Here is a 25922-nt window from a genome sequence, read left to right as displayed (position 1 = left end):
ACGATAGATATTCGGGAAAATTGATTCGTTCATATAAAGAAAATGGGAAGCGAACTACTGAAGGCACCTGGTATGATACGGTTAAAGTCAATAAATAATGAAAGTGAGTGGTATTATGAAATCCACTAAATTATTTTTATTAATTTTTATGTTTGTTGTTTTAATTTTAAGTGCATGCAACAAGGATAATAATATTACTCAAATTCCAAATGCGGGTTTTTTATTGTATGCTACTGATGCCCCTGTAGAAGACAAAGATATTGAAAAATATGTAGGGGAAATTGAAGAAAAAGTAAGTTCAAAAGATGAGTTAAAAGATTGGTATTCTATGTATTTAGAAAAAGGAACAGAAATTTATTTGATTAAAAATTCAGAAGATAGTGATATTAAGTATGCATATAAAAAGAACGATGGTAATTGTTACAGTTTGAATCCGCGTGTCAATTAATTAAATACGGTACTCAAAAACCAACAAGGCTCTGTTGCTGCAGTTGAGATATTGAGTACCGTTTATTGTTTGTTCATTTTCATTTTTTAAGCGTGTTCCATGTACTTTTGTTTTTTTCCACTACCGTGCAATTTCGTTTCTATGTTCCATGTACCCCTAAGCTATGTTGGATGGTCCACTTGGTTACAGGATTATGTCTACTTAGCTATTAAATAACTTCAGCAGAAATTGGAAATTGTAAAAAGTAGATGTCCAATCAATTGGACTGGTATCTGTATTTTCAGTTAAAACTTATGTTCTAAGCTCATCTTCTTCCTTTTTTATGGGAAAAATCATACTTTAGAAGGAGGTTTTTGTTTATTAGAAGTTTTATACTGATAAAGTAAAGTATTAAAACATCAACTTGATAGGAGGCTGCTAAATGAAGAACAGCTATCGTGGAATTATTTTTGAAATGAGTTTAATCTATGGTTTACTCGCTATAAGTTTGCCCTTGGTATATGCTGTAACCTATCATTTGTCATTTACTGGAATCTATTCAGCAGAGTGGCTGGCAGTGTCTCTTTTCCTTTATCCAATAGTCTTACTTTTAGGTGCTGTTCGCTATGGTTACCAAAAAGTTAAGTATACGCAACTGATAAAAAAATAAGTGTTCCAGCGTTTCAATAAAAAAAATATATGATTTCCTACAAATAAAAATAGAAGATAAAAATCATTTTCACGATTTTTATCTTCTATTTTCTTTCGTCCAACTGTTTCCCTTAGACTATATTTCTTCGTCCTCTTAAACAAATTCTTTCAACATCTGATGAACTACGCCTACTGGAAACCCAACAATACTGTAATAGTCTCCATTCACTTTTTTTACGAATACAGAAGCTGCACCTTGAATCCCATACGCACCTGCTTTATCTTTATGCTCTCCTGTATCTAAATATTGATTAATTTCATCATCAGTTAGTGTAAAAAATGTCACTTCAGCTGGAACGGTTTCTTTCCTAATTTTTTTGCCTTGTCGTAAAACAACTGTAGTATAAACCATATGTTTGCGGCCACTCATTTTTTTCAGCATCAAAAATGCGTCTTCACGAGAGGTAGGCTTTCCTAATATTTCATCATCAATAGCTACAATTGTGTCACTAGCAATCACTAAATCAGTTGGATAGCTAGCAGCTACCACCTCCGATTTTGAAGAAGCCATCTTATCCACATATTCCTTTGGTGTATCTTTTTCATTGATTGTTTCATCAATATCTGCTGGAACTACTTCAAAAGACGGGACCAATTGACCCAGTAATTCTTTTCTTCTTGGTGATTGAGATGCTAAAATAATTTTCATTTTGTTTCCTCCCTGTTATCCCTGTGGATAACTTTTGTTGTGGATAACTGCCAGAGGTCGGAACAGAAGTGTTCAGCTCCGAGAGCAGGTTCTGTGTAAAACCTTCAACTCTAGCATGTCCCATGCGTAGAAGTTGTTGAGAGCGAAACGCAGGGGAGATGAGTTACTTCTGTTCCCAACCTTTATTAAGAGTTTACAAAGGTGGGAAACAACTTAATTAGTTATGTCCCACCTTCTTTCTAAATTTTCTATTTCTTAATGTGGATCTTGAATTCGTTTAAACATTCGTTCCATATCAGAGTTGGTAAAATGGATAAGAACAGGACGCCCATGTGGACAATTAAATGGATTCTCACAGGTTTTCAAGTCTTCCAAAAGAACCCGTGCCTGCGCTTCATTTAAATAGTGATTGGCTTTAATCGATCGCTTACAACTCATCATAATGGCTGTCGCTTCACGGAATTTCTTTACGCTTACACTTCCTGTCGTTAACAGCATATCTATCATTTCGCGAATAATACTTTCTTCTTGCCCTGCAGGATACCATGTGGGATGTGCACGAATAATAAAGCTATTTTGACCAAACTCTTCCAAAAAGATTCCCACATCTTCCAGCAGCTCTTTTTGTTCTTTTAGTTTCAACGCATCATTGTTTGGATAGTCCAAAATAAACGGAACTAGTAGCTCTTGTAAATCATCGCTTACTTCTCCAATTTTTTCACGGAAATATTCATATTTAATCCGCTCTTGTGCAGCATGCTGGTCAATAATATACAACCCTTCTTTACTTTGAGCAAAGAGATACGTACCATGCATCTGACCAAAATATGCTAAATCTGGAAAACGCTGTGTTGGGTGCTCATTTTCAAGTTTCTTAATCGCTTGTTCCAGTTCCCGTTCACTGCTTCCTCCATGAAAATCAAATTCCGGGTGTAGATAACTTTCAGATTCTTGAGGCTCATTCACAAAGTTATCCACAGATTCATCAGAGATTTTCGTCGAGTTTTCGACAGCTTTTTCCACAACATCCACAGATTTTTCCTGTTCTACCAAGCTTTCTTTCGATTCATTATTTTCTGAATAAAGTTTTCCAGTTCTTTCCACAAAGTTATCCACTGGTTTATCCACAAGTGTGTGTTGTTCGTTTGATTGAACGAAAAAATCTCCAGTTTTGCTATCAAAAGAGAGACTTCCCGGCGTTCGCTTAACTGGAAACTCAGAAGGCTTTTCTTCCACTAAGTCAATTTCTAATTGCTCTGCTTTTGGTTGATCTGTTAGTTTCTTTTTAAAACGTAAATTATCCGCTGCACTTGGAATTAGATTCTCTTGCTTGAGTGCATCTTGAATCGCTTGGGCAACTAGCTGTGTCAGTTCTTTTTCCTTAGATAAACGTACTTCTTGCTTTGTAGGGTGAACATTGACATCCACTAACAACGGATCCATTTCAATTTCCACCACTGCAATAGGAAATCTTCCTACCATTAATTTTGAACCATATCCTGCTACAATGGCTTTATTTAAGGCAAAATTCTTTATATAGCGACCATTAATAATCGTGGATAAATAATTTCGGCTTGCCCGAGTAACCTCTGGTAAGGAAACATACCCGTTAATTTTAAAGTCCAAATCCTCTGCCTGAATTTTTAACATCTTTTTTGCTGTGGATAACCCATAAATTCCTGCAATCGTTTGTTTCAAATCACCATTTCCTGCTGTATTCAGCATCCGATTTCCGTCATGGACTAATCGAAATGCAATCGTCGGGTGACTGAGTGCTAGGCGATTGACGATATCCCCAATATTGGCAAGCTCTGTTTGAATGGTTTTGACATATTTTAACCGTGCAGGCGTGTTAAAAAAAAGATTTCGAATCGTAATTTTTGTTCCTTGTCGTAAAGCTGCCGGCGTGTGAACCTCCACTGTTCCCCCTTTTAGGGAAACAAAGGAGCCTTGGCTTGCCCCTTCAACTGCCGTTTCTATCTCTAATTCAGAGACAGAAGCAATACTAGGTAATGCCTCTCCTCGAAAGCCCAGCGTACGAATCCGAAATAAATCATCTCGACTATGGATTTTGCTTGTAGCATGTCGTTTAAAGGCACTTAAGACATCTTCTTCGGCAATTCCTTCGCCATTATCCACAACCTGAATCGTTTTTAATCCTGCTTCTTCAATCATAATATCAATTTGTGTGCCGCCAGCATCAATGGCATTTTCAACTAGCTCTTTTACGACAGAAGCCGGACGTTCAACTACTTCTCCGGCTGCAATCTGATTGGCTAAGCGCTCCGATAATTCTTGGATTTTTCCCATTGTCTCTCCTTCTTTCTAAATTCGTTTTTGAAGGTCATACAAAGTATTTAACGCATCCATCGGTGTCATTTCTAATAAATTCAGTTTTTTCAATGTATCTACTACGCCAATTTCCTCTGTTGAAATCTCAGTGAACAGTGATAATTGTTGGGTATCCTCTTCTACTTTTTCCACACGTTCAACGGTATGGCTTCCTGCCTCTAATGCTTTAAGTATTGTTCCAGCTCTTTCTAACAGTTTGGTTGGCAGCCCTGCAATTTTTGCTACATGAATTCCGTAACTCTTATCTGCTGGTCCGTCCATCATTTTATGAAGGAAAACAACCTCGCCGTCTTTTTCTACCGCTCCTACGTGAACATTTTTCAAGTGAGACAAAGCTTCATCCAAAACGGTTAACTCATGGTAGTGAGTGGAAAAGAGCGTCTTTGCACGAACATCTTTATGGATATATTCAATGATTGCTTGCGCTAAAGCCATCCCATCATACGTCGCTGTCCCTCTGCCTAGCTCGTCAAATAAAATCAAACTATTTGGTGTGGCATGTCGTAACGCTTGATTGGCTTCCATCATTTCAACCATAAAGGTACTTTGTCCCGCAATTAAATCGTCACTTGCACCTATTCGAGTAAATATCCGGTCAAAAATAGGCAACTCTGCAGATTCAGCGGGTACAAAACAGCCCATCTGTGCCATCACAACGGTTAATGCAAGCTGACGCATATACGTACTTTTCCCTGACATGTTGGGTCCTGTGATTAACTGAATCATCTCTTCTGGATTCATGTGGACACTATTTGGAATGTATTCCTGATGTCCTAACACTTTTTCTACAACTGGGTGTCGCCCTTCAATGATTTGCAAATTTTGACCATTACTTTTCATTTCGGGACGAACATATTGATAGCGTTCACTGATTGTAGCAAAGCTTTGAAGAACATCCACCGCACTCAACGATTTTGCAAGCTTTTGCAGCCGGGCAATGGATTGTTTCACTTGTTCCCGAACCCCTAAAAATAGCTGATACTCTAAATCAACAGACTTTTCTTCGGCTTCTAAAATCAGTGTCTCCAGCTCTTTAAGCTCAGGAGTGATGAAACGTTCTGCATTTGCCAGTGTTTGCTTACGATCATATTTTCCTTCTTCAAGATTCGCTAAATTGGATTTTGTAATTTCGATATAGTAGCCAAACACTCGATTAAATCCAACTTTTAAATTCTTTATTCCTGTTTCCGCACGTTCTCTTGCTTCAAGCTCAGCTAGCCACTGCTTTCCATTTTTCATTGCTTCACGATAGGTGTCCAGTTGTTCATTAAAGCCATCCTTAATCACATTTCCTTCGGTGATTTGTAAGGGTGCCTCTTCCTGAATCGCCTGATTAATCAATTGAACAAGCTCTTCCATCGGTTCCATATCCAGCAGAAGATCGTTCCACTGTCCTTGATTTATCCCCAAAATCAGCTCACGAATCATTGGGACTTGTTCTAAAGAAGTCTTTAATTGAATCAAATCGCGCCCGTTTACGTTCCCAAAAGCAACACGGCCTGCTAAACGCTCTAAATCATAAACTTTCGTTAATGCGCCTTGAATATCAATTCGTTCAAAATAAGAAGAGAGTAAGGATGCAACCATTTCCTGCCTTGAAATAATTTGTTTCTGCTGAATTAACGGTCTGTCTAGCCACTGCTTTAATAACCGTCCACCCATTGCTGTTTTTGTTTCATCCAGCAACCATAAAAGAGTCCCATGTTTTTTTCCTGTCCGAATTGATTGACTTAGCTCTAAATTAAATTTTGAATAAAAGTCCATCTTCAAGAAATGGTCTGGCTGATATTCAAGTGCTTTTTGAATATGAGCTAATCCACGCTTTTGTGTAACAGAAAGATAGGTTAACAGTTTCCCAGTTACCTCTTTTTCAAGCGGATGTTCTAGTTCACTAGTTAAAAAGCTGAATTCTGCATTCTCTTCCGCTGTTTCCTGAATGGAGAAGACGAGACCTAATCGCTCACGCAGTTGTTTTTCAAGGGAGTCAGACAACTCACTTCCCAAAACAATTTCCTTTGTTTGCAGAGCAGAAGCCTCATTTAATACAGCTTCTTCATCTGCTAAAATGGCCGTCTTCAGCTCACCTGTACTTAAATCTACATAGGCAAAGCCGAATCCTTCATTAGAAGAGACCACTGCTGTCAAAAAGTTATTTTCTTTCGCAGATAGACCTTTGCTATCCATAACCGTCCCCGGTGTCACTAGCTGAACAACTTCTCGCTTCACCATTCCTTTAGTCGTCTTTGGATCTTCCACTTGTTCACAGATAGCTACTTTATAGCCTTTTTCAATCAGCGTATCAATATAGCCTTGCGCTGCGTGATGGGGAACACCACACATTGGAATAGGATCATCTGCATTTCTGTTTCTGCTAGTTAATGTTAATTCTAAAATCTGTGCTGCTTTTTCAGCATCTTCATAAAATAACTCGTAGAAATCTCCCAATCGATAGAATAAAAAAGCATCTTGGTATTGAGCCTTGATGCTTAAATATTGTTCCATCATTGGAGTATTTTTAGTCTTTTGAGGCATGAACTGACTCCCCCTCTAATCCTTCATTTACTTTTCTTTGAATCAAATCTGTCAGGTGATGAACCAAATCATTGGCTTCCACCAGCTGTGTTCTATAAGCCAAAACTAATGGATGCTGATTAAACTCCTCCGTTAGTCTATCTGCTTCTTTAATTGCTTCACGCTCAGCTTCAGGTTTTCCATAGTGAGCAAACTGAACCGCATCTTTTTGTGCTTGCTTGATTTTCTCAATAAGCTCATCTAAATGTTTGTTTTGTTCTACACGTTGCTTGAGCGCTTTGTATTTTTGAATGACTTCATTATGTTCCAGTAACTCACTTAATCTATCTAAAGCAGTCTTCACTGCAGCTTCTTGTTCTAAAGAATCCATAGATCCTCCCTTTTATTCAGAAAATGGTCGGTCTTCACTTATTTGTATCGGAACAATCGAGGTTGCTTTTCCTGTTTGTTCATCAATATCAATGACACAGGCAGATAACAAAGAACGCCCTTGTTCAACGACTTCAAATCGCTGCGGAAGCGTGGTTATAAATCGTTCGATTACTGCTTCTCGTTTCATTCCCAAAATGCCATCATAAGGACCGGTCATACCAACATCGCTTAAAAACGCTGTTCCATTCGGTAAAATTCGTGCATCATTTGTCTGAACGTGTGTATGCGTCCCTACTACAGCTGACACATGACCATCTAAAAACCAGCCCATCGCTTGTTTTTCACTTGTGGTTTCTCCGTGAAAATCAACAAAGATAAATGGTGTCCGTTCTCTTGCGATATTCACCAGCTCTTCTGCCTTTTTAAAAGGATCATCAATTGCAGTCATAAAGGTACGTGCTTGCAAATTAATTACCGCAAGTTCAATCGTATTTACTTTAACAAAGACCATTCCTTTTCCCGGTGTTTCTTCAGGAAAGTTTGCTGGGCGAATCATTTTTTTTGCTTCATCAATAAATTCAAAAATATCTCGATTATCCCACGTATGATTTCCTAAGGTCACAACATCTACGCCATCTTGTAAGAATTTCTTGTATATCTTCCCAGTAATCCCACGACCAGAAGCCGCATTCTCTCCATTTGCAATCGTCACCTGCGGACGATATTTCTTTTTCATTTTCGGTAGGTAATCGGTTAGCATCTGGCGCCCCAATGAACCCACAACATCTCCAATAAATAGTAAACGCACACTATTTCCTCTTTTCTATTCACATCTTCCTTCATTATAGTAGTTTTTGAAGAGAAAGAAAAGTCGAGGTGACGTTTGTTTAACCGTACAAAGGATAGATGACTTCTATTTAAACGAAGTTCAATCATTTTCCTGCTGTAAATCTATAAAAAATAATAAGAGAAAATAAGAAAGCCCATTCAAATTAAACAATTCACATGTTATACTAAAATAAATAATTTAATTAATTTAGGAGGCTTATGTGTTTGTTATGGGTACTATTATTTTGTTACTTGGATTATTAGGGGGAATTTTAAGTCTTGGCTTTTTCATCTATTCAGTGATTCGTAAAAAGCCTAAGAAACTGGGAGGAATCGCTTTAGCGGTTAGTGTTATTGCAATAATAATTGGGGCAGCTACAGCCTCTACTCCTTTACAGCTTTCTGTGAATGCTGTTCAGTTAACGACAGATGCACAAGGAGTTGCAACTATCGAAGGAGAAGTCAGCGAAAACGCAAAGATCACCTTGGATGGAAAAAATATTAAAAATGTAAAAGGCACATTTTCAGAAACCGTTCAGCTTTCTGATGAAAAAGAGCATACATATGTTTTAAAGGCCTCATTGAACAAAGTGGTGAAGGATGAAAAAATTGTTGTTGAACCTTCCAAAGAATTCATTGCCATTTTACAAGAAGAAAAGAAAGAAAAAGAATTACTAGCAAAAACAGAAACTGCGTTAGCACTCGCAGAATCTACACCCAACCAGAAAAATTATGATGAAGCGGCAACACTCGTTCATTCATTAAGTAAAACATACGATGACTACGACAAACGTCTTAAGACTATTGAAGAAAACATTACAATTTATGAAGCTGTTGAAACAGCAGAAAAAAGTCTTGCACGAAAAGACTTGGAGGAAGCTGTAAAACAGGTTGCACTTGCCAGCTTGAACAAAGAAGAACTAAATAATCGAGTTACCTCTCTTCAAACAAAAATTGAAGAAAAAGAGGAACAAGAAAAATTATATGCACAAGCAGCTAAAGCTGTAGAAGCAGCAGAAAAATCACCCTCTAATTCATTGTGTGATACAGCTACTACTGCGATTGCAAAATTGCCAGCCACAGATGAAGGCCTCACAAAACGCGTGGCTGCTGTACAACAAATAGTGAAGGATAATGAAGAAAAAGAAAGAAAAGAAAAACAAGAACAAGAAAAGAAAGAGCAGTTAGCAAAGGCAGAACAAGAACGTCAAGCTGCAGAGCAAGAACAACAAGCAGCTATTGCACAACAAGAAGCCGAACAAGCCGCTGCAAATCAGGCAGAAGAGCATGTACTCGTTACAGCAACAGGTTCTAAGTATCATACACATAAATGTGGTAATGGTACGTATTATGATGCACCACTCTCTGAAGCTCTTGCTCGAGGATTAACACCTTGCTCTAAATGTTATTAAAAAAAATGAGCCTGTGTTTTGGTATAGGGATTCGTCCCTATACCAAAACCAAGCTCATTTTTTAAATCGCATCTAATTCCTTTAGTGCTTTCCAAATTCCATCATTATCATTCGTATCTGTCACTAGTTTTGCCTCTGCCTGAATCTCAGGCATTGCATTTCCCATCGCTACACCTATGCCTGAAGATCGCAACATCTCCCGATCATTTTCCCCGTCACCAAAGCTGATAATATCTTCATTTTTTATTCCAACTCGTTTGGCTAAATTTAAAAGAGTCGTCGCCTTTGATCCATTATAGGGCACTACATCTACACTATTTTCATGCCAACGTACAAAACGAATCTTTTTATATTTATCCTTAAATCGTTGATCAAAGGAACGATTATAAAAAGCAAGTGCTTGGTAAACATCTTGTTCCTCCACAAAATATTCATCCATTTCAGGCAATGTTCCGCCAAAAGATTTCATTGCCTCATCCATCAATTCAAGATTATTAGAGGTAGAACGCTTAGCTGTATCTAAACCGACATAAGCCGTATCAATAGCTAATTCATTTGCTTCTTCAACGAACGTATCTAATTCTTCTCTATCCAGTAAATTTTGATAAACCTGTTGGTGATCTAAAAATGCAGCAGCCCCATTACATAAAACATAGTTATTAAACTCCAGGTCTCGCAATACTTCTTGTGCATGGAATCGACTTCTCCCTGTAGCAATCGTTACAAGATGCCCTTTTCTTCGTAAGATTTCTAAAGCTTCTCTGGTGCTATCCAATGCTTCTTTGTTACTATCCAGCAATGTTCCGTCAATATCAAAGGCAAATAATCTTCGTCTCATAAATAAATTCCGTCTCGCTTTCTTATAAATACTTGCTTGCTTCTCTTGTAGCAAGCGAACTTAATTGTTCCGTTTCTAAAAAATCAGCTACCCATTTTGTATCTGTTTTGCTATACTCTCTTAACGCCCAGCCAATTGCTTTTTGAATAAAGAACTCCTCTGTATACTTATCATAGATAATAGCTTTTTTCAACAATTCAAGATTGACCTGCTCTTTATGCTGCAATTGTAAATTCAGCGCCATTCGACGATACCAGAAATCTTCATGTCCGTAAAACCAAGAATAGACTGTCTGTAATTCTTCCGGGTGCACCTTAACCCACTCGCTATACACTTTTCGCCAAGCATCGATACTATCCCACCAGCTTTTTTCTCCTATAAGCGGTAATAACGCCTTCATAAACTCCAGCGTTAGACGACGTACATTTTTTAGTGCTAAATCAATTCCATAGTATTGATACTCTCGTTCATTTTTCTCATAATTCTCTTGAATAACCTGTAGCAATTCAGCAAGTGACCAATTGAGACTCGCTGCTAAATACGGTTTTTCAAGCTGTGCGCGTTGCGGCTTTGGCACCCCTGCAAACGGAAAATGATTCTTCATATAGTTTTCCATAGGTACCGCATTTTCTGATTGGATTGGAAATGTTAAAGGGGTCATTTTTACTCCTCCATAATAACAGAAAAAAGCGGTGCACAAACACACCACTTTCGCTGATTAATCTACATAATTTGATTTTGAATTGTTTAGCCATGCATAGCCAAGTCCCATTACTAAACCACCACCAATATAATTTCCTATTAGTGCAAAGATTAAGTTGTGCGCTACACTTCCAGCAGTCATTGCAGCTAAGCCACCATTAGAGGCAGCATAGGCCAATGTAAAGGCAGGGAAGTTAGCGATAACGTGCTCATATCCTAAAAAGGCAAAGATGAAGATAATGAAAATAATAGCCGCTACTTTTCCTGCATCATCTTTCATTCTCATACTCACCAATACAGCTGTATTTACAACAATATTTGCAAACATTGCTTCAACCAGAATTTGAACCGTTGACTTTTCAAGTTTTGCAGTAATTCCTTCAAACATATAATTATCCACCGGTAAGTTTTGGAATGGGGCTGTTAAAGAAACTAAATAGCCGAAAATCACACCACCGATTAAGTTAAACAAAATACACGTAAATAAAATTTTTAATGCCATTGGAAGCTTAATCTTCTTTCGATACACGCCAACCGTCATATATAACATATTAGATGTTCCCAGTTCCGCATTCATATAAAGAATCATCACCAGCGACCAGCTAAACATAAACGCGTAAAGAATTTTTCCCAACCCATGCACCATTGATTCACCCTTCATAGCAATGGCAAAAGCAATAGCAGTACCTAACGTTAAAAATAAACAAGCCAACATTGCTCGAACAGCATATCGGATATAACTGTTTTCGATTAGATTGACTTTCTTTTCGATAGAAGAATCAATCTTTTCAAATAATGGTGATACTGGATTCATCTTTTTTCTCCTTTTCTATAACAAAAAAATCTACAAGTATATTCTAATAACGAAAGACCGATTTGTAAAGTTCTTTTTGAAAATATCGACCTTTTTCTGAAAAAACATTCACCATTTACATTAGAAATCACTTGACTTCTCTCTAAATTTTAACGTATACTATTCATTGTGTAAAATAATGCAGCAGAAAGATAATAGCTCGTCCCCAGTTTGTTGCCCCGTTTCGGGTTCAATTGCGTAACCGCGGCTGCAAAGGTGAAGATTGGAGAACAAACTGTACGAATATGAGTTTTTCATCGGATTATTTTACTCCAAAAACTTATTTTATTGGAGGAACTTTAAATGTCTCGTTATACTGGCCCATCTTGGAAAGTATCACGTCGTCTAGGAATCTCTCTATCAGGAACTGGTAAAGAACTAGCACGTCGTCCTTATGCACCTGGTCAACACGGACCAAACAGCCGTGGAAAATTATCTGAATACGGTATGCAAATTGCTGAAAAACAAAAACTACGTCATATGTATGGAATGAACGAACGTCAATTCCGTAACTTATTCGTAAAAGCTAGCAAAATTAAAGAAGGAAAACACGGTGTTAACTTCATCATCTTACTAGAACAACGTTTAGATAACGTTGTTTACCGCCTAGGTTTAGCAACTACTCGTCGTCAAGCACGTCAATTAGTAAACCATGGTCACGTTTTAGTTGATGGAAAACGCGTTGATATTCCTTCATACCACGTAGAAGTAGGTCAAGTGATCTCTATTCGTGAAAAATCTAAAAACATCGTAACTGTTAAAGAAGCAGTTGAAGCAGTTGTTGGTCGCCCAGCATTCGTAAGCTTTGACACTGAAAAATTAGAAGGATCACTAACTCGTTTACCTGAACGTGACGAATTACATCCTGAAATCGACGAATCTCTAATCGTTGAATTCTACAACAAAAAACTTTAAGAGTCTTACAACATCAACCAAAATCTTGTTTTCAAGGCTTTGGTTTTTTTGTGTTTTTTTCAAAAAATACTATACATTTAAAAAAAATTAGCTTATAATTTCGTTAACCAAAATAAAACAAAAGGTTAACAGAAAGGAACAAGCTTATGAAAACCTCTTTAAAAGAATGGATTCTTGCTGCAGAATTCGCTGTAATTATCGGTGTCCTCTCTCAATTTACTATCCCTCTAGGATTGATTCCCTTAACAGGACAAACCTTTGCTGTAGGTCTAACTGCAACACTCCTTGGAAAGCGGACAGGTACGTATGCCATTCTCATTTATCTATTATTAGGACTTATCGGATTACCTGTATTCGCAGGAATGACCAGTGGTTTTGGTATCTTATTTGGCGCAACTGGAGGCTATTTAATCGGCTTCATCTTTAACGGTCTAGTCACAGGTGCTATCTTAGAAAAAAAGGCCTTTACTTATACATGGGCTGCTATTGCAAATATTATCGGTGCAATGGTCACACTAGGATTTGGTACTGTCTGGTTAAAGATAAGCGCTGAATTTGGCTGGCAGGAAGCTTTCATTTCTGGCTTTGGCTTTTTTATCCTTCCAGGAATTTTAAAAGCCTTAGCTGCTGGCTATTTAGGAATCTTCATCCGCGACAGACTCCCCTCGTTATTTTTACAAAGAGGGAGATAGAGTATTCTCCTATTGATTTAGAATACAAAAAGTTCGAGACTCTGCTTTTTAATGACTCAGAGTATCGAACTTTCTTTTTTAGTCGTCGTTTTACTGTTATAAAATTTTATGAAAAGAGAAAGAACGAACGAAATAAATCATTTTTGACCAGTTGATTCATTCGATTCAGATAGTCACTCTCTTCATCTGTTTTTTTTTCACCAACATAACAAGCCGCAGTTGCCATGCTAACAAGCATTATAAAACTAAACCGCCTATCCTCTTCATTTTTGAATCTTTGAACAGTTTCGCTATTCTCACAATAGAGTTCATACAAACAGTTTGCTAATTGTACAAGAAATGCTCTCTCAGAGAGTAAAGATATATACAGTTCGTTGTCGTCATTGATAAAAGAAAGAACATTTTTGATAAACTCTTCAAGAGTATTATTTGTATTGAAGTAATTCTCTTGTATGCCCATAAATGTATATATCAGCAGCTCATCGCGCAGTGCTTTCATATTTTTAAATTCTATATAAATAGGTTGTGTAGAAATAGATAGTTCTTTTGCTATATCTCGAGCTGTTAAAGAAGAGAATCCTTTCTTTTTAACTAGTTTATATGCGCCATTTAAAATAAATGATTTATCATACCTCTTTTGTCTCATTGAATTCTCCAGTCAACATATATTTTCCTTTGATTCCTTTAAACACTACCAAGAATTAATAACGTACCATTCATTTTTGATAAGCATGATTCAGGTGATAAATAGATTATAGTCCTTCTGCTTTCTAATTTTCGATAGACTAAAAGAAAGTAACCTAACTATCAAAAAGACGATACTTGTTTAATAAAGTGACAAATCAGCGTCTTTTTCCCTGCTAGCTCTTTTTTTCATTTTGATTCGTTGATTTATGTTTATAAATCAGAAATAGACATATTAGCCAAATACAGCCAATTCCAGTAATAGAAAATACGAAAGTGACTTCTTCTCCTGTTTTAGGTAAATACTTCTTATTTTCTTGATGACCAGCTATCTTGGAGTTAAAAAATGAATTCTCAAAAGTAAGTGATTCTACTTTTAAACCCGTTTCATTCTTAACAATTAAGTTGGATAATAATTGCTGATTTCGAGCATAGCTTACGTAGACTTCAATGAATAATTTTCTAGTATCATAAGTATATCCCTGCTTTTTTTTATCTGGAATTACTTGTTTTACTTCATAGTGATAGACACCTGGCTGGTCAAAAGTAAGTGAAATCGTATGTGTTTCTGACTCTCTTATTGTAAATTCATAAACCGATTGATTGGTCGGCATTGGTGATTCTTCATTCACTGCTTCTAACTGATAAGTGAATATGCCAGCCTTATTTTTTTCATTTGATTCAAACTGCTGTTGAATTGGAATACTAGTCGTGGCTTCTATAAAAGTATCTGCATATCCTGTTTGCAAGCATGCTAAACTAGCCAGCAAGCCCACGATGAGAATAAGTGCGTTCACCAATTTTTTTTTATTCATTTTCACCATCCTTTTTCAACGTTCGTTTTTTACTTAGATAAAGGATAAACAAAACGATAATAAGGAAACTAAACAAACAGACTACTAGCCAATTTTCTTTCAATTTCTGTTGAAATGTTCCTGATTGAAAAAATACTTCTTTCCCTAATCGCTTATTTGATTCTTTGGGTTCCGGAAATACTTCATCTGTCACGCGACCTACAAGTATATGACGCCCATTTGTTGTATTTTCTGTACATGTGCTTAACAAGATTAGATGATCTTCTATTGAAATCCCAACATCACGATAATATTTTGATTGCTCTTTTATTCTCTCTAAATACTCTTGTTTTGCTTGTATTTGGCGTATAGGTGTTGTATATATACTCGAATCAAATGCATCCACTTCCATAAATGCAAAAAATTCTATTCCATGGTCCTTACGATCAAAATAAAGATTTCCATATTTATGGTGGTCAAAAAAATCTTGATTAAAAAACCGTTCTAAATCACCAAACATAGCTGATTTTTCCATATGATGCCCAAAAACAATCGTATTAAAATCACTAAAATCAGGTGTATTCCGATAATCTAAAAAAATACTTCCTGCCAAGCTATAATCTCCTTGAGCATTTGTAGAGATATATTTTTGATTATCCTCTCCTTGAAGAAGAGGATAATCAATTTTTGTTCCATACACATTTAGCCAACCAAGTACATCCGGGTTTCTCTCTTTTAAGTCGTTAAAAGAAAGTTCACTCTCTTCACTAGGCTTATAGACTTGATAGTTTGCTGCATTCCCTGCAGCATAAATCTGTTCTGAATCCCATATTGCATAACATCCATACGAAAATAGCAATAGCAAAAAAAGTAAAACACAGAAATTAATACAGCCATCCACTATTCGAATATACCTCTTTTTATGCTTGCTTTTCATGGTCTCTTCACAGCCATCTCATTTCTCTTAAGATTTATGATGACGTTTACTTACGATATACGCCCCAAATCCAGTCACCGCAACTACAATAAGAAGTACATAAGGTAAATTATTTAGAATAATCCCTGTTGGTGTTGTTGTTTCCCAATTGTTTGTATAGTCTGTTTTATTACTGTTTTCTCCTAAGATACCTCCTGCTTTTACATTACTTTCTGAAGCTGCCGCCACACTATTTAATTCTAAAACATTGGATGGCGTATAATAGCCAAAATCAGTTTCCTCAACATGAAAGCTTGCTCCAGCCGGTGCATTTAAAAGTAAGGCTTGTTCTCCCCCTTTTAATTTGAATGTCGCTGTTGTCCCTGGCGTTACAGTGATATTTCCAGTAGGTGTTGAAAGTGTATATGTTTCACCAGAAACTAACGGTGTATCTTCCAATAAAAATGAATACGTAAATTCATCGGACGTGTTTGATAAATCCCCAGTAATTGTTTTTGAAACCACTAGTCCTGCATCTGGATTGCTAGGATCTGGAGGAGTTATACTTCCCGCCTGCTTCCGATAAATATTCGTAAAATTAAAGCCATTTGCTGCCTCTACTTCATTTGAACCTCCACCAGTTGATGGGGTCGAAGGAGTCGGGTCTACTTTCTTATCATTTTCATCTTCCACTGTCCCGCCATCTACAATAGGATTTCCATCTGTATCACGACTTACATAAACATACAATGTATAAGTTGCTGTACTGTAAACTAATTCTTCCGTTGCTGGGTCCACAACATAGGTTCCTGTTTTTTCTGTAATAGTATACTTATAAACGCCTGCTTCTGGGAATGTGATACCTTCCAATAAATTCCCAGTTTGTTTATAGGTGGTAGTTGCTCCATCTACAGTCGTTCCCTTATCAGCTGCAGGAGTGAACGATACCACTTTATCTGTAATATCTGGTACTGTAACTGATGAATCTGGTGTTGTCGCACCATGAGGAGTGAATGAATCTTCTACAACCTCAAATTCAAAGTTAAACACACTTGGCATTGTTACGACTGTTTTGTCCGGTGTAACAAATGTCTTTGTTAAGACGACACTTGGTTCTGGTGTTGCTGGATCTGCCGCAAATGCTGGTATAGTTGCTAACACTCCAAATCCTACTACTGCTGAAAATGTTAAAATTTTCCCTAAAGTTTTATTCATTATTTTCTCTCCTTAAATTTCTTTTCATTTAAATTCAGCAGACACTTTAATTGTCTACCTATTTTTATTTCTTAAATATCGTATTTGCTTTTGGAAAAGATAACTTATTAGACACGCAATCACCATAAAAATGATTGTCCATGAAGCAAGCCCACTTTGGCTAATTCCTGTTGATGGCGGAATATAATCGGAATGGTTCGTAAAAGAAAGTTGATTTCCGTAAACTTCCATCTGCCCCTCAATTTTTCTTCCCTTACTAAGTCCGCCTCCAGTTATTATTCCATTGTTCGTTGAATCAAAAATTGTCGTTAGATAGCTAGTGACACCTTTTTGTTCTATTGAAAATTGGCTATCAATTGGAAGCTTTGGGAAAACTAAGCGTTCCCCATCCTTTAAATGAACATCTAACGAAGTTTGACCTGCTGTTACCTCATACGTTTCAACAACTGAATTTCCTACATATTTATCTGCTGTATATTTAGCGCCTTCGGATTGATCTGTTTTAGAAAACTTCATTGTATACTCAAACGTTTGATTGATATTTGGATATTTACTTGTATCTTTTGTTGTTATTTCCAACTGCTCTGTTTTAACATTTTTAAACACAAGACTGTTTTCTTCTATACCAATAACTCCTGATGCAGACAAACTCTTATCAATTTCCCCAAATTTTCTTGGTTGTTTTTTTCCCTCTTCAGTTAGTTCAACTGATGGCTCATATCCGACAATTTCCCGTTGAATTACTTGATAAGTCGTCCCAACTTCAATCATTTCTTCAAAAGGCTGACCTTCAGTTAACGTGACACCTGTAAAATGATTTTCACTTGTTGAACCATCTGGATAAGTAAAGAAAATATCATATACCGCTGAATTCATCGCCTCAGATGGCAAAAAAAGATTGCTAATACTCATTTTTGACTTATACTTATTTAGAAATTCTAACCGATTCTCTGTTGCTGCTAAACGATTACTTATAGTCCTATTGCTAGGCAATGGTTGATTCGTCAAATTTTCTGTATCGTGAACAGAACTATATTGAGAACGATAATAAGTGGTGTCAATCTTTTCAAAAACTGTATACGTCGTTTTCGGAAGCCCCTTCAATGTTATAGACTCCCCATTTTTCAGTGAAAAGGTTCCAATAGTACTATCCTCAGGTAAAGGCACAAGGTTATTTTTTGAAGGAAGAATCACTGCACCATTTTCAGAAGTCATTTTAATCGTATATTCGATGGTTTCACCAGCATTCGGATTATTTAAAATTGTATTTGTAATCGTGAAATCAACGGTTTCTTTTTCTTCCACTGGCTGAATAACTTTTCCACTGAATTCCCCTGGAGCTGGACTAGTAGTGTACCAACTATACGAAACTTCTGTCTGTCCCTTAGGTAAGTCCCATTGAATAAGCGAATTCTGATATACACCCCCGTCCGAAATCACTGATGGATTGACAACCGCCCCATTCCTTGTTTTAACGATAGTATTTAATTCAAAAGGAATTAACGTAGAATATTCATCTTTGGGTAACGTGTAGGTTTGGTTTGTTGCTAGAAATAAAGTTAAGCTTGTTAACTTATTTAAAGGACTTATATCGACTACATGATTACTTTCCATCAATAAAGTATTCAATTTCACCATATTTTTTAGGGGTTCCACACTGGAAATTTGATTTTCTCGAATATACAGACTCACTAAAGCAGTTGAATTCACTATTGGAGTTAAGTCTTTTACCTGCTGATACATAATGCTGAAATTAACTAAATTGAGTTTATTCTCCATTCCAGAGATACTATGTAGCTCATTGCTCTCCATGAAAACATCTGTTAATTTCGACAAATTTTCCAATGGCTGTAAACTGGTAACCTGATTACTTTTTCCCCAAATTTTTTGTAAATTTACCAATTTAGACAGAGGCGCTAACGAGGTAATTGCATTACCTGTATCCCCAGAATTTTGAAAGCTTAGGTATTTTAAGCTTAAGATATTTTCAATTCCTGTTAGATTGGTTATCTGATTATCCTCTAGATAAAGTTCTTCAAGACTCGTTAGTCCAGCGGTAGCTAAAGGCGTTATGTCTGTAATCTTGTTGTTTTTTAAATACAATTGCTTTAGCTTAGTTAGATTTGATCCTTTCAATGGACTTAAATCAGTAATATTCAAAGAATTCTCAAACGATATTTTTGTTGCACCATTCAAGTATTGAATCCCCTCAATTGAAGAAACTACAATAGAGTCAGCAGAAAGAGTCGTTATAGTATTCAGTGTTGTTTGAGTGACTTTTTGAGCTGTATTCGTCCCGTAACCTAGCGTTCGGGAAACAACCACTGCCAAATTAGCATCAGGAAAAATAGCATCAATTCTCTTACTCCCTGTGATTGTTGAATACACATTCACCCCCTCAGAAATAGCTCTAGCTTCAGGTGATGATTCCTCTCTTTTTCCTTCTTGCGTTTCAATACTTTTTGTCGTTGAGTCTAACGTAGAAAAAACTTGATTTGAGTCGATTGTCTGATCAGTCTCGTCTGTTTCTATTAGAGTATCCGTTGTATTTGTTTCATCATCTACTAAATCATCCCCATTGTCTCTTTTAAGTTCTTCCATTGCCATCGTCTCTGCGACTGCTCGTATCGGAATTCCTATATGAACTAGTAGCGAGAATAACAGAATACACACAGCCGCTATTCTTAGTTTTTTCATCGTTTTTATCTCCTCCTCTCCTTTAGAATAGATTGTCTGTTTGTCTAAAAATTTCTTCTACGTATCACAGTCATTATTTTTCCTTGAATCTGATTGGTGCTTACAGGACCATAAATCCGACTATCCTCAGCATGCCCTCGACTATCTCCTAGTACAAAAAATTCATTTTTTTTCAGGGTCACAGGAAGTGTAATCCCTTCAACAAACTGTTCAGTATCCTCCATAATGTAGCCTTTTTCTAAGCCATCTTGTGGGTGTCCGTTAACTTTTAGACCATCCTTGGTGATATCTACTTCATCTCCAGAGACAGCAACAACGCGCAGTGCTTGTTTTTCCTTATTTTTTTCTAAGACAACAATATCTCCAGAGTGATAACTATGATCGAGTCGATAAAATAAAAGAATGTCTCCTTCTTTAACAGATGGAGCCATGCTGGCATTTTTTACACGATGAATGCCAAAAACAAAGGTAAAAAGTAACATAAATAAAAGAATAAGAAAGATAATCTTCATAAACAAATACATCAAATCCTTCATTGGTGAAGATTCCTTTTTTTTGTGTAGATTCTTATTTTTTTGATTTCTTACCAAGTAACATGTCCCCATTCTTTTTCCCGAAAAATTATAAGACATCAATAAATTCTCAGCTTATTTTATTTTCCTCCCGAAAACATAAAATAACGATTCCCCAAATATTCATTTTCTTGCATAACTAATAAACCTTGCTATAACAAGGGTTATATTTCGTTCAAAAATAAAAAATAACGTTTTTTATGTTTTTTCATTGCTTATAAATATCACTTAATGTAATATTAATATCAAATTTATGAAAAATGTTGGCTTTACGACAAACTGGCGTGAAATAAATTGGAGGATGAGTATGAAAACTCAAAAGAATATTGATGAATATAGCTTATTTGGCACATATTTAGAAGAAATTAGGCGTGGAAAAAAAATACCATTACGTGTATTTGATGAGAATGGCATCTCCAGCAGAACCTTTCAGCGTTTTGTAAAAGAAGAAAGTGATATTAGAATTACGGACCTTGCCCTTCTTATAGAAATTCTTTCTCTTTCTCCTTTTGAGTGTACAGAAAAATTAATGGGTCTTTCAACAACTGTTACATATAAAATAGATTGCCTATCACTAATCTATAAGAAAGATTTTCAACATAGCACGCCACTAATTAAAGAATTTAAAGAATATATACAAACGACCACCTTCACATTAGGGAAAGAAGAAGCCTTATATAAAATTTTGAGTTCTGATTATTTACTTAATCCAGACTCGGAAGTAAGTGAAAATGAAATAAATAGTTTAGAACATCGTATTCTTAAAAGATTACAAAATGCTACTGTATACACTCTCTATGACTTAGATTTTCTTTCTTACCAACAGCTTAATGGAATCAATCAAGTTTCACCAAAGTTATTTCTAAAGGTATTAAAAATGGTCAATAAAACTCCATTGACTGATGTTCAAAGTAATCAAATTGTTGAACGTGCATTGATTAGTATGCTAATTAATTCTGTTCGAACAAAAAAATATTCAAACGTTTTATTGACAACTCAACTATTTGAAAGCTATGTCATTTCTGAACATAATTGGTATATGTTTATGTGGAAAAAAATTGCAGAATATATCAAAAAAGGGATGCAAAAAAAAGAATTGACTCAAAACAAATGGGACATATTTAAACAAGAAATCCTTTCATCGCTTAGTATATTTGTACCGCATACACAAATAAACCATATACAAAACCAACTTACTCTACTAGAAAGCTACCTGCTAGATTAAATACCATTACAGAACAATCAAAGAATCCATAGTGAGAAAGATAACCTATCGTTTCAAACCTAAGAACAACTAGATTTTCACTAAATAAGTATAGTTAAAATTTATTCAAGCACTATTTACGATTGCATACATCGTTAGCAAATCATTCAGAAAATTAGCTACTTATCATTATTAAAAATAACAAAAAAGAACGACAAACAAAGAATATCCATTCTCTACTTGTCGCTCTTTTTCGTTATTTTATTTAGTTAAATCTATTTTTTTACTTATCCAATGAATGATGACTGCTCCTACTGTCATTGAAACAAGCTCACCAATTGCTATAATGCCCCAGTTCAAAAGAAAGGGTGCTCCATACAAAATAGTTAATTGTCCTGCAACTGTAAACATTGAAAAAGAAAACAGGAGAGCTGTTACTATCATTTTATGAGTCATATTTCTTATTTTTTTTGTTAGATAATAATTAATTAATAACACAAGAAATGTAGAAACACTTCCAACAATTACATCAATAATCCCCAGTGGCGAAGCAAGATTGGCAATCGCTACCCCTAATGTCACCGCTAGAATGTAGCGTATATTGAATAGCGAAAGATAATTAAACATTTCTGATAAGCGAATTTGAATCACTCCAAAACTTATCACAGATAAAAATACAGTAACCACGACATATAGCCCTGTCACCATCGCCATTCTAGCAGTCTCTGACACTGTCCATCGAGTGGCAGTTCGCGCTTTTTTTTGATTCATTTGTCATTCTCCTTTACAAGATTTCTCTTGTTCATAACTGTGACCAAAGGATGGGAGATTGACTTCTCCAGCTGAAGTGCCACAGTGTGGGAAACCCACTATTATTTATCATACGCGAAAAAATTCATTTTTCAAGAATATCTCAACAATTTATTTTAATAACCAGCCACCATCGACTGGAACAAGAGTTCCTTGCATATAGCTTGATTGTTCACTTGCTAAAAATAAAGTTAGTGCTGCCACTTCCTCTGGCTGAGCCCATCGCTTAACAGGGGTTTCATTTTCCACCCATTTCGCCATCGCCCCATCTCCTGCAAAGTCCGCTTGGTTCATCGGGGTTTGAATCGCTCCTGGTGCAATAGCGTTTACGTGAATTCCTTTACTTGCATAATCAAGTGCCAGCTGCTTGGTAAATCCTGCGACAGCGTGTTTAGCAGTTGTATAAGCGATTCCTCCTCCGCCAGCAACCACACTTGCGATAGAAGCCATATTAATAATCGTTCCATTGCCTCGTTCTATCATTTCTGGCAAGACAAGCTTAGTTAATCGATAGACACTTTTTAGGTCAACCTCCATCAGTTCATCCCAAAGCTCTTCACTCGTTTCCAGTAATGGACGATACCCATCAAGAATCCCTGCAGTATTCAGCAATATATCAATTTTTCCAAAACGTTCCAAACAAGCCGCTACAGTCAAAGATAGCACTGAAGCTTCTTTCACATCCCCTACCTGAAAGGCAAATGTAGCAGGATAATCTTCTTTTAACTGAAGCATTAATACACTTTGCTGATCCAAGCCATAGACAAAAGCCCCTTGCTCTAAAAAGGCTCGTGCTTGTGCGTACCCAATGCCTGAACCTGCCCCAGTCGCTAAAATCGTTTTTCCAACAAATTCTTCATAGACAATCTTACTCATTCTTCAACAATTATCCAATCTTCCGCTAAAATATCACAAACAGTTGGGGCAAAGCTTGAAAATCCTTCATCAGATGTTTTGATTAGAAAATACGGGGTGACGGGAGCTCCCTCAAAGATTTCTCCCTCAACTAAGGTAACATACAGCTCAAAGCCACTCCAGCCTTTACGTACAATTTTCTTTCCCTGCTTTAATTTTGGTAAAATTTCTTCAAATGTCATCACTATTCTCCTCTTAAACTTATTTTGGTGCATAGATAATGGTTTCTTGATAAATAGGCAATAATGCTTCATATGTAGCGAGCATATAGTCTTGCGCGTCTTGTTTATTTTTCCAAAGTAGACTTTCTTTAGGAATAATCCGTCCAATTTGAAACTCTCCTTTTTTTACATCACGAAAACGAGTTAACCCTTTTTGTAAATCAACTTCATTTAGCTTCTCTACTCGATCTATCGTGTGATCAAAAGAAACCATCGTATCCTTTGGCAAATGAGAAAAAAGCGCAGGTTTATCTAATAATACTTGGGCCATTTCTTTTTCATTCTTTGGATTATCTATAAAAGACAGCCACATAAATACATACTCAGGAAAAATCCCCAGTTGAAAATGAGGCTCCATTTTATACCCTCGTTTTTTTCTGCTAATCGCAGACCACGTATTCTCAGGAGGATAGACAGTTCGTCTACGATGCTGTGCAATATGAATAAATAGCTCTTCTTTCACTTTTTTTTCAAGTTCTTCTTTAAACGCTTCATCCAACTCTTGAAAAATCGGCTGGATTTCTGAGCGGATAGCCGCCATACGGTTATCTAATCCATTTATAGTAAATACATCAAAGCTCTCTTCCGTAAACATTGTTGTTCCTCTCAATCCTGTTTAATTTGTCACGACTCTTTATTTTAACGGAAAATGAAAAAATAGCCAACTCTCATTAAAAATAGACATTTTCAATAATAGTCAAAAAATTCTCCTTATATGATACACTAATTAAAGGATTCATCAGGAGGTGAAAAATTATATTTACAGCATATGGTCAATTTTGGAAAAATTATGTTAATTTTCAAGGAAGAACCAATAGAAAAGATTACTGGCTTGCAATTATTGTACATAGTCTTATTATTCTTTCATTAGTTACGCTAATGCTCATCAGCTTTTTAACCATGGGGATTCCCGGGAGACAAAATATCTCTGCAGGTGCATTCAGCGGATTTGCTATCTTTTTAGCGCTAGCTCTTTATCTACTCGCTACGTTTCTTCCAACCCTTGCTATTAATATCCGTCGTTTACAAGATGGTGGCTTTCCTTGGGGCTTTATCTTTTTTAACTTTATTCCTTATATAGGTCCCTTAGCACTTCTTGTTTTTTATTGTCTCCCTAGCGAGAAGCGTCCAAAACCTTCATCAAATTTTTAGTCTTCCTTCAAAAAACTAGAGCATTTATCGTTCTGGTTTTTTTGTTTATATCTGAGCGTTTCAAGTAATCTAAGTAGCCTTTCACTAAGCCTCTCATGTATACTTCTACAGAGAAGGGAGTGCATATCAATGGCACAAACATTGCTTCAAAAATTACGACTCACCCCTAGTCAATCAGTGACCGTTCTTTATCGGCCTACATCTGATTACTTCTCTGACTTATCGGTCTCAGAAGTTTATCCAAAAAAACCAGTAGAAACGATGATTGTCTTTGTCAAAACGCTTGAGGAATTGAAACAAGAAATAGGTACTATTATAGAAAAAAAGCTTCTAACTCCAAATGGACGACTACTCATTGCCTATCCCAAAAAAGGCAATAAACAATTAAATACCTATGTTCACCGAGATGACATCTTCCCCGCATTGCACGTAGATGAACAAGAGGGGTATGTGCCAAATAGTGATTATAAATTTAATCAGATGGTCAAATTAGACGATACTTATACAATTATTGGACTAAAGCGCGTCGAGAAAAAGAGTAGAAAAAAAAACGCTAGTCAATCTGTAGCGGATTACATTACTTACATCCCACATATTGAAAAAGATCTTGAAAATGAACCACAAGCTCTTGCCTTTTTTAAATCGCTCACACCAGGTTATCAAAAAAATTGGGCAAGATTTGTTTACAGTGCGAAACAAGAAGCGACACAGATTAAACGAAAGCAAGAAATGATTCATTTATTAAATGAAGGAATTAAATATAAATAATTTTTCAGAAATGAGGAATTCTCGTGAAAACTATTGAAGAATACGAAGCGAATTTACCGGAGAAATGGCAATCAAGCTACTTTTTACTAAAAGAACAGCTTCTTACCAACCTCCCCGAAGGATTTCAGTTTGTGTTGCAATATGGGATGCCTACTTTTGTTGTCCCTCTAAGTGCTTATCCAAACGGTTATTTAAATAGACCAGATGAGCCTTTACCTTTTCTTTCTCTTGGCGCACAAAAGAATCATTTCGCTGTGTATCACATGGGAATCATGAGCAATCCTTCTCTACTCTCATGGTTTGAAGAAGAATATAAAAAACAGGTACCCACAAAGCTAAATATGGGAAAAAGCTGTATTCGCTTCACTAATCCAAAGACAATCCCTTATGAGTTAATGGGAGAACTCGCGAAAAAAATGAGCCCAGCTGATTGGATTGCTCGCTATGAACACTATCAAACAAAAAAGAAATAACTATCAAAAAAAGAATGGAATTTTGATGAACGCTCACAAAATTCCATTCTTTTCAATAAATAAACAGTAGCATACACTTGCCCTATAAGGGGCAAGACATCAATCATCAACATGTACGGATTAACTGTTGATATTTCAATCCACTTGCCCTGTAAGGGGCAAGACGCTGTCAATGTGACAAGACAAACAATCAATGCAGTAATTTCAATCCACTTACC

At 36.3% G+C, this 25922-nt stretch carries 27 protein-coding genes and 1 CRISPR repeat array (1 of these 28 cut by a window edge); of the genes, 9 read left to right on the top strand and 18 right to left on the bottom strand.

All coding sequences use genetic code 11. The features are described 5' to 3' along the window. Positions 1 to 115 precede the first annotated feature (115 nt). Both I589_RS11980 and I589_RS11975 read left to right on the top strand, forming a co-directional pair. Entirely contained in the window at positions 116 to 448 is a 333-nt protein-coding gene (locus tag I589_RS11980; protein ID WP_010768027.1) for a hypothetical protein, read from the top strand. Between the two features lie 421 nt (positions 449 to 869). Then, a complete protein-coding gene (locus tag I589_RS11975) occupies positions 870 to 1097 on the top strand; it encodes a hypothetical protein (protein WP_010768026.1) in 228 nt (75 codons plus the stop codon). 135 nt (positions 1098 to 1232) lie between these two features. Here I589_RS11975 and I589_RS11970 read toward each other — a convergent pair whose 3' ends face one another. The 5 genes from I589_RS11970 to I589_RS11950 all read right to left on the bottom strand — a co-directional run bounded on the left by I589_RS11970 (position 1233) and on the right by I589_RS11950 (position 7851). After that, positions 1233 to 1787 (bottom strand): Maf family protein, encoded by a 555-nt coding sequence (locus I589_RS11970; protein WP_010768025.1) that lies wholly within the window; start codon positions 1785 to 1787, stop codon positions 1233 to 1235. A 255-nt stretch (positions 1788 to 2042) separates the two neighbouring features. Further along, positions 2043 to 4097 (bottom strand): DNA mismatch repair endonuclease MutL, encoded by a 2055-nt coding sequence (mutL, locus tag I589_RS11965; protein WP_010768024.1) that lies wholly within the window; start codon positions 4095 to 4097, stop codon positions 2043 to 2045. 15 nt (positions 4098 to 4112) lie between these two features. Continuing rightward, positions 4113 to 6671: a DNA mismatch repair protein MutS gene (gene mutS, locus I589_RS11960; protein ID WP_010768023.1), complete on the bottom strand. Its 2559-nt coding sequence runs from the start codon at positions 6669 to 6671 to the stop codon at positions 4113 to 4115. After that, the gene (locus I589_RS11955; RefSeq protein ID WP_010768022.1) at positions 6655 to 7041 is read right to left on the bottom strand and encodes a YlbF family regulator; all 387 of its coding nucleotides are present in this window, start codon (positions 7039 to 7041) and stop codon (positions 6655 to 6657) included. Before I589_RS11955 ends, mutS begins: the two co-directional genes overlap by 17 nt. Positions 7042 to 7053: 12 nt before the next feature. Next, entirely contained in the window at positions 7054 to 7851 is a 798-nt protein-coding gene (locus I589_RS11950) for a TIGR00282 family metallophosphoesterase (protein ID WP_010768021.1), read from the bottom strand. A gap of 250 nt (positions 7852 to 8101) precedes the next feature. Here I589_RS11950 and I589_RS11945 point away from each other — a divergent pair, with 250 nt between their 5' ends. After that, positions 8102 to 9283 (top strand): hypothetical protein, encoded by a 1182-nt coding sequence (locus I589_RS11945; protein ID WP_034685293.1) that lies wholly within the window; start codon positions 8102 to 8104, stop codon positions 9281 to 9283. Positions 9284 to 9344: 61 nt separating this feature from the next. Here the strand turns inward: I589_RS11945 and I589_RS11940 are convergent, their stop codons facing one another. From I589_RS11940 to I589_RS11930, 3 genes are read right to left on the bottom strand one after another with little or no spacing between them, the layout of a single operon-like run. Then, entirely contained in the window at positions 9345 to 10121 is a 777-nt protein-coding gene (locus tag I589_RS11940; RefSeq protein WP_010768019.1) for an HAD family hydrolase, read from the bottom strand. A gap of 22 nt (positions 10122 to 10143) precedes the next feature. Further along, positions 10144 to 10782, bottom strand: coding sequence for a DNA alkylation repair protein (locus tag I589_RS11935; RefSeq protein ID WP_010768018.1), 639 nt, complete (start codon positions 10780 to 10782; stop codon positions 10144 to 10146). Positions 10783 to 10839: 57 nt separating this feature from the next. Further along, positions 10840 to 11637, bottom strand: a complete 798-nt coding sequence (locus I589_RS11930) for a formate/nitrite transporter family protein (protein ID WP_010768017.1) — start codon at positions 11635 to 11637, stop codon at positions 10840 to 10842. Positions 11638 to 11979: 342 nt separating this feature from the next. On the opposite strand from I589_RS11930, the gene rpsD reads away from it, so the two are divergent. Both rpsD and I589_RS11920 read left to right on the top strand, forming a co-directional pair. Next, on the top strand, positions 11980 to 12591 hold the full coding sequence (gene rpsD / locus I589_RS11925; RefSeq protein WP_010768016.1) for a 30S ribosomal protein S4: 612 nt from the start codon (positions 11980 to 11982) through the stop codon (positions 12589 to 12591). A gap of 146 nt (positions 12592 to 12737) precedes the next feature. Beyond that, on the top strand, positions 12738 to 13283 hold the full coding sequence (locus I589_RS11920) for a biotin transporter BioY (protein WP_010768015.1): 546 nt from the start codon (positions 12738 to 12740) through the stop codon (positions 13281 to 13283). Between the two features lie 106 nt (positions 13284 to 13389). On the opposite strand, the gene I589_RS17905 is transcribed toward I589_RS11920, so the two are convergent. From I589_RS17905 to lepB, 6 genes are all read right to left on the bottom strand, one after another. Beyond that, complete coding sequence (locus I589_RS17905; RefSeq protein WP_010768014.1) at positions 13390 to 13929, bottom strand: TetR/AcrR family transcriptional regulator; 540 nt, start codon at positions 13927 to 13929, stop codon at positions 13390 to 13392. A gap of 214 nt (positions 13930 to 14143) precedes the next feature. Further along, positions 14144 to 14782: a Spy0128 family protein gene (locus I589_RS11910; protein WP_010768013.1), complete on the bottom strand. Its 639-nt coding sequence runs from the start codon at positions 14780 to 14782 to the stop codon at positions 14144 to 14146. Continuing rightward, a complete protein-coding gene (gene srtB, locus I589_RS11905) occupies positions 14775 to 15698 on the bottom strand; it encodes a class B sortase (protein ID WP_034685210.1) in 924 nt (307 codons plus the stop codon). The genes I589_RS11910 and srtB overlap by 8 nt, the downstream gene beginning before the upstream one ends. Positions 15699 to 15725: 27 nt before the next feature. After that, positions 15726 to 16892, bottom strand: coding sequence for a DUF7601 domain-containing protein (locus I589_RS11900; RefSeq protein ID WP_010768011.1), 1167 nt, complete (start codon positions 16890 to 16892; stop codon positions 15726 to 15728). 54 nt (positions 16893 to 16946) lie between these two features. Next, positions 16947 to 19589, bottom strand: coding sequence for a leucine-rich repeat domain-containing protein (locus tag I589_RS11895; RefSeq protein WP_010768010.1), 2643 nt, complete (start codon positions 19587 to 19589; stop codon positions 16947 to 16949). 44 nt (positions 19590 to 19633) lie between these two features. Next, the gene (lepB, locus tag I589_RS11890; RefSeq protein WP_162140354.1) at positions 19634 to 20113 is read right to left on the bottom strand and encodes a signal peptidase I; all 480 of its coding nucleotides are present in this window, start codon (positions 20111 to 20113) and stop codon (positions 19634 to 19636) included. A 355-nt stretch (positions 20114 to 20468) separates the two neighbouring features. On the opposite strand from lepB, the gene I589_RS18540 reads away from it, so the two are divergent. Then, complete coding sequence (locus tag I589_RS18540) at positions 20469 to 21386, top strand: hypothetical protein (protein WP_010768008.1); 918 nt, start codon at positions 20469 to 20471, stop codon at positions 21384 to 21386. 240 nt (positions 21387 to 21626) lie between these two features. Here I589_RS18540 and I589_RS11880 read toward each other — a convergent pair whose 3' ends face one another. The 4 genes from I589_RS11880 to I589_RS11865 all read right to left on the bottom strand — a co-directional run bounded on the left by I589_RS11880 (position 21627) and on the right by I589_RS11865 (position 23906). Next, positions 21627 to 22136, bottom strand: coding sequence for a QueT transporter family protein (locus I589_RS11880; RefSeq protein WP_010768007.1), 510 nt, complete (start codon positions 22134 to 22136; stop codon positions 21627 to 21629). A 150-nt stretch (positions 22137 to 22286) separates the two neighbouring features. Further along, positions 22287 to 23051 carry a 3-oxoacyl-ACP reductase gene (locus tag I589_RS11875; protein WP_010768006.1) on the bottom strand — a complete coding sequence of 255 codons (765 nt, stop codon included), beginning with the start codon at positions 23049 to 23051 and terminating at the stop codon, positions 22287 to 22289. Beyond that, positions 23048 to 23272 (bottom strand): DUF2829 domain-containing protein, encoded by a 225-nt coding sequence (locus tag I589_RS11870; protein ID WP_010768005.1) that lies wholly within the window; start codon positions 23270 to 23272, stop codon positions 23048 to 23050. The genes I589_RS11875 and I589_RS11870 overlap by 4 nt, the downstream gene beginning before the upstream one ends. Before the next feature lie 19 nt (positions 23273 to 23291). Then, on the bottom strand, positions 23292 to 23906 hold the full coding sequence (locus I589_RS11865; RefSeq protein ID WP_010768004.1) for a DUF1054 domain-containing protein: 615 nt from the start codon (positions 23904 to 23906) through the stop codon (positions 23292 to 23294). Between the two features lie 158 nt (positions 23907 to 24064). Here I589_RS11865 and I589_RS11860 point away from each other — a divergent pair, with 158 nt between their 5' ends. The 3 genes from I589_RS11860 (at position 24065) to I589_RS11850 (ending at position 25704) form a co-directional block, all read left to right on the top strand. Then, the gene (locus I589_RS11860) at positions 24065 to 24463 is read left to right on the top strand and encodes a DUF805 domain-containing protein (RefSeq protein WP_081628316.1); all 399 of its coding nucleotides are present in this window, start codon (positions 24065 to 24067) and stop codon (positions 24461 to 24463) included. Between the two features lie 129 nt (positions 24464 to 24592). Further along, complete coding sequence (locus I589_RS18625; RefSeq protein WP_010768003.1) at positions 24593 to 25231, top strand: YdeI/OmpD-associated family protein; 639 nt, start codon at positions 24593 to 24595, stop codon at positions 25229 to 25231. A 23-nt stretch (positions 25232 to 25254) separates the two neighbouring features. Further along, positions 25255 to 25704, top strand: a complete 450-nt coding sequence (locus tag I589_RS11850; RefSeq protein ID WP_010768002.1) for a DUF1801 domain-containing protein — start codon at positions 25255 to 25257, stop codon at positions 25702 to 25704. Between the two features lie 132 nt (positions 25705 to 25836). After that, positions 25837 to 25922: direct repeats of the CRISPR family, unit length 33 nt (it continues 421 nt past the right edge of the window).

Origin of the sequence: Enterococcus phoeniculicola ATCC BAA-412 (genome assembly GCF_000407505.1) — a bacterium.
GTDB classification, from domain to species: Bacteria; Bacillota; Bacilli; order Lactobacillales; family Enterococcaceae; genus Enterococcus_K; species Enterococcus_K phoeniculicola.
Note: the sequence above shows the minus strand (reverse complement) of the source record. Positions and strands in the feature narration are given on the sequence as shown.

What these genes read in the sequence shown, in the direction of transcription:
- I589_RS11865 (WP_010768004.1), bottom strand. Translation starts at nt 23,906, where the DNA reads ATGTTTACGGAAGAGAGCTTTGATGTATTTACTATAAATGGATTAGAT.
- I589_RS11955 (WP_010768022.1), bottom strand. Translation starts at nt 7,041, where the DNA reads ATGGATTCTTTAGAACAAGAAGCTGCAGTGAAGACTGCTTTAGATAGA.
- I589_RS11870 (WP_010768005.1), bottom strand. Translation starts at nt 23,272, where the DNA reads ATGACATTTGAAGAAATTTTACCAAAATTAAAGCAGGGAAAGAAAATT.
- I589_RS11900 (WP_010768011.1), bottom strand. Translation starts at nt 16,892, where the DNA reads ATGAATAAAACTTTAGGGAAAATTTTAACATTTTCAGCAGTAGTAGGA.
- I589_RS11945 (WP_034685293.1), top strand. Translation starts at nt 8,102, where the DNA reads ATGGGTACTATTATTTTGTTACTTGGATTATTAGGGGGAATTTTAAGT.
- I589_RS11875 (WP_010768006.1), bottom strand. Translation starts at nt 23,051, where the DNA reads ATGAGTAAGATTGTCTATGAAGAATTTGTTGGAAAAACGATTTTAGCG.
- rpsD (WP_010768016.1), top strand. Translation starts at nt 11,980, where the DNA reads ATGTCTCGTTATACTGGCCCATCTTGGAAAGTATCACGTCGTCTAGGA.
- I589_RS11895 (WP_010768010.1), bottom strand. Translation starts at nt 19,589, where the DNA reads ATGAAAAAACTAAGAATAGCGGCTGTGTGTATTCTGTTATTCTCGCTA.
- lepB (WP_162140354.1), bottom strand. Translation starts at nt 20,113, where the DNA reads ATGTATTTGTTTATGAAGATTATCTTTCTTATTCTTTTATTTATGTTA.
- I589_RS11920 (WP_010768015.1), top strand. Translation starts at nt 12,738, where the DNA reads ATGAAAACCTCTTTAAAAGAATGGATTCTTGCTGCAGAATTCGCTGTA.
- I589_RS18540 (WP_010768008.1), top strand. Translation starts at nt 20,469, where the DNA reads ATGAAAACTCAAAAGAATATTGATGAATATAGCTTATTTGGCACATAT.
- mutS (WP_010768023.1), bottom strand. Translation starts at nt 6,671, where the DNA reads ATGCCTCAAAAGACTAAAAATACTCCAATGATGGAACAATATTTAAGC.
- I589_RS11930 (WP_010768017.1), bottom strand. Translation starts at nt 11,637, where the DNA reads ATGAATCCAGTATCACCATTATTTGAAAAGATTGATTCTTCTATCGAA.
- I589_RS11940 (WP_010768019.1), bottom strand. Translation starts at nt 10,121, where the DNA reads ATGAGACGAAGATTATTTGCCTTTGATATTGACGGAACATTGCTGGAT.
- I589_RS11935 (WP_010768018.1), bottom strand. Translation starts at nt 10,782, where the DNA reads ATGACCCCTTTAACATTTCCAATCCAATCAGAAAATGCGGTACCTATG.
- I589_RS11975 (WP_010768026.1), top strand. Translation starts at nt 870, where the DNA reads ATGAAGAACAGCTATCGTGGAATTATTTTTGAAATGAGTTTAATCTAT.
- I589_RS11880 (WP_010768007.1), bottom strand. Translation starts at nt 22,136, where the DNA reads ATGAATCAAAAAAAAGCGCGAACTGCCACTCGATGGACAGTGTCAGAG.
- I589_RS17905 (WP_010768014.1), bottom strand. Translation starts at nt 13,929, where the DNA reads ATGAGACAAAAGAGGTATGATAAATCATTTATTTTAAATGGCGCATAT.
- srtB (WP_034685210.1), bottom strand. Translation starts at nt 15,698, where the DNA reads ATGAAAAGCAAGCATAAAAAGAGGTATATTCGAATAGTGGATGGCTGT.
- I589_RS11980 (WP_010768027.1), top strand. Translation starts at nt 116, where the DNA reads ATGAAATCCACTAAATTATTTTTATTAATTTTTATGTTTGTTGTTTTA.
- I589_RS18625 (WP_010768003.1), top strand. Translation starts at nt 24,593, where the DNA reads ATGGCACAAACATTGCTTCAAAAATTACGACTCACCCCTAGTCAATCA.
- I589_RS11910 (WP_010768013.1), bottom strand. Translation starts at nt 14,782, where the DNA reads ATGAATAAAAAAAAATTGGTGAACGCACTTATTCTCATCGTGGGCTTG.
- mutL (WP_010768024.1), bottom strand. Translation starts at nt 4,097, where the DNA reads ATGGGAAAAATCCAAGAATTATCGGAGCGCTTAGCCAATCAGATTGCA.
- I589_RS11970 (WP_010768025.1), bottom strand. Translation starts at nt 1,787, where the DNA reads ATGAAAATTATTTTAGCATCTCAATCACCAAGAAGAAAAGAATTACTG.